This window comes from Lactiplantibacillus paraxiangfangensis (genome assembly GCF_036246185.1).
GTDB lineage: Bacteria > Bacillota > Bacilli > Lactobacillales > Lactobacillaceae > Lactiplantibacillus > Lactiplantibacillus paraxiangfangensis.
In genome coordinates, this window is the sequence record NZ_BTPW01000050.1 from 1 (window position 1) to 7,337 (window position 7,337).

At 44.3% G+C, this 7,337-nt stretch carries 9 protein-coding genes and 1 pseudogene; 6 read left to right on the plus strand and 4 right to left on the minus strand.

Annotated elements, in window-relative coordinates; translation table 11 throughout:
- The 4 genes and pseudogenes from AAA939_RS14965 to AAA939_RS14980 form a co-directional block, all read left to right on the plus strand.
- Positions 1-139, plus strand: a pseudogene (locus AAA939_RS14965) (DNA starvation/stationary phase protection protein); the annotation flags it as partial.
- A 246-nt stretch (positions 140-385) separates the two neighbouring features.
- Entirely contained in the window at positions 386-1,129 is a 744-nt protein-coding gene (locus AAA939_RS14970; RefSeq protein WP_003587212.1) for an ABC transporter ATP-binding protein, read from the plus strand.
- The gene (locus AAA939_RS14975; protein ID WP_010620835.1) at positions 1,107-2,354 is read left to right on the plus strand and encodes an ABC transporter permease; all 1,248 of its coding nucleotides are present in this window, start codon (positions 1,107-1,109) and stop codon (positions 2,352-2,354) included. The genes AAA939_RS14970 and AAA939_RS14975 overlap by 23 nt, the downstream gene beginning before the upstream one ends.
- 4 nt (positions 2,355-2,358) lie before the next feature.
- The gene (locus AAA939_RS14980; protein WP_125547619.1) at positions 2,359-3,030 is read left to right on the plus strand and encodes a TetR/AcrR family transcriptional regulator; all 672 of its coding nucleotides are present in this window, start codon (positions 2,359-2,361) and stop codon (positions 3,028-3,030) included.
- A gap of 103 nt (positions 3,031-3,133) precedes the next feature.
- On the opposite strand, the gene AAA939_RS14985 is transcribed toward AAA939_RS14980, so the two are convergent.
- The 4 genes from AAA939_RS14985 to AAA939_RS15000 all read right to left on the minus strand — a co-directional run bounded on the left by AAA939_RS14985 (position 3,134) and on the right by AAA939_RS15000 (position 6,513).
- Entirely contained in the window at positions 3,134-3,481 is a 348-nt protein-coding gene (locus AAA939_RS14985; protein WP_057707481.1) for a hypothetical protein, read from the minus strand.
- Between the two features lie 49 nt (positions 3,482-3,530).
- Positions 3,531-4,214 carry an IS6 family transposase gene (locus tag AAA939_RS14990; RefSeq protein ID WP_002825828.1) on the minus strand — a complete coding sequence of 228 codons (684 nt, stop codon included), beginning with the start codon at positions 4,212-4,214 and terminating at the stop codon, positions 3,531-3,533.
- Between the two features lie 212 nt (positions 4,215-4,426).
- Positions 4,427-4,984, minus strand: coding sequence for a hypothetical protein (locus tag AAA939_RS14995; protein ID WP_002825826.1), 558 nt, complete (start codon positions 4,982-4,984; stop codon positions 4,427-4,429).
- 200 nt (positions 4,985-5,184) lie between these two features.
- Positions 5,185-6,513, minus strand: coding sequence for a glycoside-pentoside-hexuronide (GPH):cation symporter (locus tag AAA939_RS15000; protein ID WP_164505680.1), 1,329 nt, complete (start codon positions 6,511-6,513; stop codon positions 5,185-5,187).
- A gap of 134 nt (positions 6,514-6,647) precedes the next feature.
- On the opposite strand from AAA939_RS15000, the gene AAA939_RS15005 reads away from it, so the two are divergent.
- On the plus strand, positions 6,648-6,899 hold the full coding sequence (locus tag AAA939_RS15005) for an IS3 family transposase (protein ID WP_002816285.1): 252 nt from the start codon (positions 6,648-6,650) through the stop codon (positions 6,897-6,899).
- Positions 6,900-6,952: 53 nt separating this feature from the next.
- On the plus strand, positions 6,953-7,337 hold a 385-nt coding region (locus tag AAA939_RS15010; RefSeq protein ID WP_237763462.1), incomplete at its 3' end, for an IS3 family transposase.

The window sequence follows — 7,337 nt, forward strand, 5'->3', positions numbered from 1 at the left end:
CCAACACGGCATTGAAGTATCCGATGTTGAAAAAGACTTCAGTACCCAAGATATTTTCATTGGTCTCAAAACCGCAATTGAGAAGAAAATCTGGATGATTCAGGCAGAGCTTGGGTCGGCGCCGGAAATTGATGAATAAAATAATATTAAAAAATCGGTAGGCTTAAACATTGCTAACGCTTATATCAGTGCTGCTATTTAATTAAAATGCGACATCCCAACAACGGGGTGGCGCATTTTTGTTTGCAATGCGGTGACAAATAGGCCGGAAACAAAATAAGTGAGTGATAACTCATTTTAATGTTGACAAACCGAGATGTACTGATTATACTAAGGCCATTAAGTGAGTGAGTATACACTCGCTTTGAGAAAGAGGGTTATTAAAATGGCAACGGATTATGTCATCGCCAAGCAGGTCAGCAAGCACTTTGGTCATCAGCAAGTGCTCAATCAGATTGATTTGACACTGCCGGCTGGAATGATTTATGGCTTGATTGGGCCATCAGGAGCTGGGAAGACCACCTTGATCAAGAGTATTTTAGGGATGGAAGCTGTGGATAGTGGCACTGTTAAAGTCATGGATACGGTGATGCCCAATAGGGCGGTAATGGCACAAGTAGGGTATATGGCCCAAAGTGACGCTTTGTATGAGACACTAACGGCCCGTGAAAACCTGACCTTGTTTGGGCAATTGATGAGCGTTCCAAAAATAAAGTTAGCACAGATGATTGATTATGCAGCCGGATTAGTTGATTTAACGTCCCAATTAGACAAGCGGGTCAGTGGCTATTCGGGTGGGATGAAACGGCGCTTGTCGTTGGCAATTGCCCTGATTCAGGATCCCCAATTATTGATTTTAGATGAACCGACCGTTGGGATTGATCCAGAATTACGGCAACAAATTTGGACCGAACTAAATAAGATCAAGGATACCGGTAAGTCGATGCTCGTGACAACGCATGTCATGGACGAAGCAGAACGGTGTGATTATCTCATGTTGATTCGGCACGGGATTGCGCTTGCTGAGGGGACACCCGCGGCACTGAAACAACAGTATGCAGTAGATACGATCGAACAGGTCTTTTTGAAAGCGGGGCGGATGCAAGATGCGAACGATGGCAATCGTTAGACGAGTTTTTAAGCAAATGTTACGTGATAAGCGTACCTTGGCGCTGATGTTTTTGGCACCATTGCTGATTATGACGCTGATGTATTTCTTATTTCAAAACAACACGACGCAAGTAGCAAGCTTGGGTGTTCATCATGTAGACCAATCCGTGGTTAACGTGATCGATACCAAAAACGTGACGATTCATCATTATGATAGTTCACAGGCACGGAAAATGATTAAGCAGCATGATCTAGATGGCTATTTGACTCAGAAAAATGGTCAATTGACGATTACTTATTCAAATAGCAATCCAACCAACACGTCTTTAATTAAGGCGAGTTTACAATCAGGATTAGTCAAGTTGAAAATGAAGACGCTGGTGACCGTTACTAAGAAACAGCGCGCGGCCCTTGAATCGCAACAAGCCGCTTTGAAGAAGCTGACAGCAGCCCAGACACAAGCAACGGTGACCAAGCTGAAGACTGCCATTGCACAAGCCCAGGCCCGCGGTGACCAGGCAACTGCTGAGAAATTACAAAAGCAACTCAAGCAGGCCACAGCCACGACGTCTAGTTCGACTCAGTCAGCTAAAGCAACCAGTTATACGACTAAGTCTCATTATATTTATAGTAGTAGTGATTCAACGTTCTTTGAAAACTTTTTTCCAGCCTTTCTCGGTTTCTTTGTCTTCTTCTTTGTGTTCTTGATTTCTGGCGTTTCACTTTTGAATGAACGCACTACTGGAACCCTAAGCCGGCTACTTGCAACCCCAATTCGACGGAGTGAAATTATTATGGGCTATCTAATTGGTTATGGGGGCTTTGCCATCATTCAGACTGTCCTGACCGTTGTTTTTACAATTACGGTCTTCAAGATTCACTTAGTTGGTAGTATTTGGCTGGTCTTTCTGACTAACTTATTATTAGCGTTAGTGGCTTTGACCTTGGGTATCTTTATTTCCACCTTTGCTAACTCAGAATTTCAAATGATTCAGTTTATTCCACTGATTGTTGTACCACAAATCTTTTTTGCTGGGTTGGTTCCAGTCGATGGCATGGCCAGTTGGTTGCAAGCAATTGCCCACATCATGCCGTTATACTATGGTGCTAATGCGATGACGGCTGTTGTGACAAAGGGTGCTGGGCTTGGCGATATTGGTGTCAATTTGTTAATATTAGTAGGGTTTATGGTCGTACTAACAATGTTGAATATTGTTGGAATGAAACGTTATCGGAAGGTGTGAGGATATGGAACGACCACGGATACGGGATTATTTTCAACAGGATCTAGGTCAGAATGAAACGATTACACCTAAGCAACGGGCCATCCTCCAGGCAAGTCTCGATTTGTTTGCTGAAAAGGGTTTTGACCAGACCAGTACTAGTGATATTGCACAACGGGCCGGCGTTGCGGAGGGGACGGTCTATCGGCGGTATAAGACTAAGGCTGCCTTACGGGATGCCATCTTAGCACCAATTACCGCGCACATTGTGCCAATCTTAGCGAGTGATTTTTCAGAGGATAAATTACGGCAGCGTTATCCCAGTCTACAGGCATTCGTCACAGCAATTTTTACGGACCGAGTTGCATTTGCTAAAGCTAACGTGAAAGAGTTAAAGGTCATTTTTGAAGTGGCAGCTTTTGACACCGAACGACGCGAACAGATTCTTAGCCAGATTGCGCCTAAGATGGTCAAGCAGATGGGAAGTGTCATCAATCAACTAAAAGCAGATCATTTGATTGTGGATTGGCCGAATGATTTGATACTGCAAAGTTTGTTATCGCAGCTATTCGGTTACCTAGCGCGGTTAATACTGGAATTGCCGGGAACTGAAATTGAGCGCGAACAAGCGTATTTGATTACGGTGATGACCAAAATATTGACCCCGGGTGAACATGATCAAATTACTGGTCAGTGAGCTAACTGTTACTTGATATAAACTAAAGCCACTTCTGTACTTAGCGGTCATTTGAACGCTAAGTACAGAAGTGGCTTTGGTCGTTGCTACGCGTGTTCGTTTGTTAATCTGCTAGTATCGTCATTTTATTCAACAAACTAGTTTGCAACTGGCTGAGTGTGGTCGTCATGTAGACCGGGTAAAGATCTGGGTTGACGAGCCGCTGAGTTGTTCGTGGGAGCTCGGCAAGTTTAGCCTGGGTCGTTGCCTGAATGGTTGTAACCGGAATTGACGTGGTGTTGGACAAATCTACCGGCGCGAGTAAAGGCCGGGCTTCAAAATGGGTGAGTCGCTGTTGGCGGTCGACACTGAGTGGGTCACTGGTGACGACGGTTAGGCTGGTCGCATCGACGATCGTCTCGGTAGCTAGTGCAATCAAATCAGCAAAGGCCCGCTTAGGGCTCTGGTGCAAATAGTCTGAGAGTGTGCCTTTTACCTAGTTGTTGATAGGGTGTTGTAGGTTATGCTGGCACCATCGCTTTTAATTCGTCCACGGCTGAAAACCCGATGAGGCTTAGCTCTCGTCGGGTTTTCTTGCGTAATGCATGGATGACTTCAATGCCGCTGAGTGTTGCACTAGCGGTTCGGATGCTTTGGAAACTTGCTGACCGCACCCGGTGTCGTTTAATGAATCGATGATCTTGTTCGATTAAATTGTTTCGATACTTGGAACATTGGTGTGCTGATTTGCTCAAGTAGTCTTGTTTCATCAGGTGCTTCACTGCCTTAAGTGTTGCTCGATATTGATCGGTGACTAAGCGATCAGGACGACCATTGGTCGTCAAAAGCCGTTTCAAAAAGTGATAGGCTGCCGCATAATCACGATGCTTTCGCAGTTCGAAGTCGAGTGTCAGACCGTTGCTATCAATTGCACGATACAGATAAGTCCAATGACCTTTGACGTTAATGTAAGTCTCGTCTATCCTCCAACTTTTGGTATGGGAGGTTTGATGTTGGCGCCATAAAGCCTTAAAGATGGGACCATAATGATGAACCCAACGCATGACCGTGGTGTGCTGCACACTAACCCCGCGATCACGTAGCAATTCAACGATATCACGGTAGCTGAGACTGAACCTAAAATAGTAGCCAACGGCTACTATAATGATATCCTGTTGAAAGTGGCGTCCTTTAAAGTAATTCATGCGCACAATCCCTCGTTTCTTGTCACTCAGTATACTAGAATGAAGTTGCCAAGCAAACTTTGCACCAGAGCCGTATTAATCTGTACATATAATGTAAAAAGCTCTATTTATAGGTAAATAAGGTCTTCAAACCCAAAAGTAGCCTTGAAACAGCAGGCGTATTGCCAGTAAGTTTCAAGACTACTTATAGGTTATTTATTCAACTAATTAGTTTAAGCTTTGATGATTTTCCCAACTGCAATTGGTAAAGTAACGTGGGCATCGTAGTTCATGACAGTTCCTTGAACAGTAGCCGGTAGCTTCAAGGTATCCGGCACACCATGAATATAAATGACCCTTTTATCAAGCTGCAAATCGTCACTGCCAAAAGCGGCATTAAACGCTGTCTGCAATTCCTTCAGATCAACGAGTTTGTCATAAGCATAGTGACCTTCTGCATCAGCCACTGGGTAACTGTCATTTGGCACATGCATCTTGGCCGGTTCAGCGTCAAATGGCACCATCGTTGTACCGGAAACCGGTTCTGTTTCTGGCAGATCAACGAAACCGTCACCATTAGCATCTTGTGCCGCTGTGGCGATTTCTGCTGGCTTACCATCCGGGAATCCGTGGAAATGTTCCCAATGCTGCACATTAGCAGGTGTATCAAACATATCGATATGAATCTTCATTTGCGCACCATCAATCGTGAACGTCGCGGCACCGTGCGGCGCGGTGCCAATCTTCTCAGCGTTCAATGGCACGATTTCTGCTGTATACTTTTCAGCCATGCAAACCACTCCTTTTAGATTTAGACTCAGTTTCAGTATAGTGCTAACTGGAACGACTCACAATCTATTGCATTTCAAAAGTGAGGTTGCAAGATTATTTGGCCAATTGCAATAACCGTTGGCGCAAAAAGGTAATAATATCACACAGCACCGGTGTTAGTTAGCAAATCAAAAACTATTATTTAGAATATAATTCGGACTTATTTTCTTGCTTCTATTGCTCGTTCAATCCGCCCCTCATCATAAAGCCGCAATACAAAATACATCCCCACATAAATAACCAACGGAATCCAAACATAATTCAAATTAATCATGGTGAGAGTTGCGGCATTCTGGGTTCGATTGGCAACGTAACCCGAAAAGTGAAACAAACCAGCTGTAATCAAGCCGCCAACACCAAGGCCGACGTTAACGCCAAAGTCATCCGTTGAAGCCAGAATTCCCTCGGCTTGGATCCCCATGCTGGCACCATAACGGATTGTGTCAGCAATCATGATTGAGACGAGGCCGATAATGATCCCATTGCCAATCGAGTTAATCAAGACACCGCCAAACAAGAACCACAGTATTTTGGTATAAACCCCAATCGCAATCACGGCTTGACCAACCAGCGCTATTAAAATACCGCGAAGCATCGTTTGCTTCTTACTGCGAACCTCGGTAATTCGAATGATCAGCAATACCCCGATTAACGCTGCCAGGGTAAAACTGTTAGCTAGTGGTACCAGGTTTTCGTTTCCCACCGTATATTTAAAATAGTAAATGGTTGTCTGATTCTTAATTGCCGTCACCAGCCAGTACATGATAATCACGATTGACATAACGATCCATGGCTGATTATGTTTCAACATTTTTAGGACAGTTGTTAACGGTTGATGGGCAATTTCAGGATTCGCGAACCGTTCGCGAACATGGACAAACGTGTTGATAATCAAAAGAAATGAAATCAGGCTAAACACGATGATTGTGCCCAAGAACCCTTTTTGCTGATTACCGTGGCCGAAGAACGCAACCAAGGGTAATGTGAATACCGCCACCACAATTTGAACCGAACTGCCAAAGAATTGACGAATGACACCCAACAACGTCAACTCACGAGTATTCTGCGACATCGTTGGTAAGATTGACGTGATTGGCAGATTAACAGCCGTATACAGAAATCCAAGGCCTAAATACGTCACATATGCCCAGATTAATTTACCATTATACGAAAAGTTAGGCGTCACAAAGGTGAGAACCGCAAAAATAACGTAAGGTAACGAATACCAGAGGAAGAACGGTCGGCTCTTGCCAAACCGTGAATGTGTGTGATCAATCATGATCCCGATGACAAAACTTTCAACAACGTCAGCTACCCGCGCCACGACAAATAAAATGGCCACCGCGCTTGGTGTCAGTCCATAAACATCAGTGTAAAAGAATAGCAAATAGGTCGTCATCATTTGAAAGACTAAATTATCGGCGGCGTCACTTAAGCCGTAACTAATTCGTTCGGGCCACCGTGTTACCCATTTCGTCGTGCTTTTCATCCCATCATCGCCTTTATCGAAATTGTTAATCAACTTTATCATACTCTAAAATTTGGATGTAAGCTGATTCCTGAGACAACTTTTAAGAGAGCGTATAATGAATAAATCGTCTCTCAAAAGGAAGGAATTTTTACATGCCAACTCGTTACGACAAAGAATTCAAACAAAACATTATCAACCTATATAAACAAGGCGAATCAGCCGCCCAACTGGCCAGAGAATATGGCATTGGCTATTCAACAGTTCATAAGTGGATCCAGGGCCAGGCCAAAACTCAATCCGGTAAATCGCCAGACGAAATCAAAGCGATGGAAAAGCGACTGGCTTCGCTGTCTGAGGAGAACGAAATCCTAAAAAAAGCCCTGGGCTTCCTTGCGCAGAAGTAACCAATATCTTTGATTACATTCACCAAGAAAGCCATCACCACCAGGTAACCAAGATGTGCCGAATCCTCGGTGTTTCCAGAGCCCAGTATTATCGTTATCGATCCCCAAAGCCTTCAAAACGCCGGGCCGAAGATGCGGACTTGAAACAACGGATTCTGCGGATCTTTGCGGAATTTAAGCAGCGATACGGTGTTATGAAGATCCACCATGAATTGAATCTGGAACTTCAACCACTACAGCTTCGGTGCAGTCCACGACGGATTTCCCGGCTCATGAAGGAACTGGATATCCACTCCGTTACCGTCAATAAGTGGAAAGCGGCTTCGGCTTCCAAAACCAAGGTTGAACAGCGTCCCAACTTGCTTAAGCAGGATTTCTCGACCACTGGTTTAAATCAAAAATGGACCGCTGATATGACCTATATTCAAACGAAGCGTA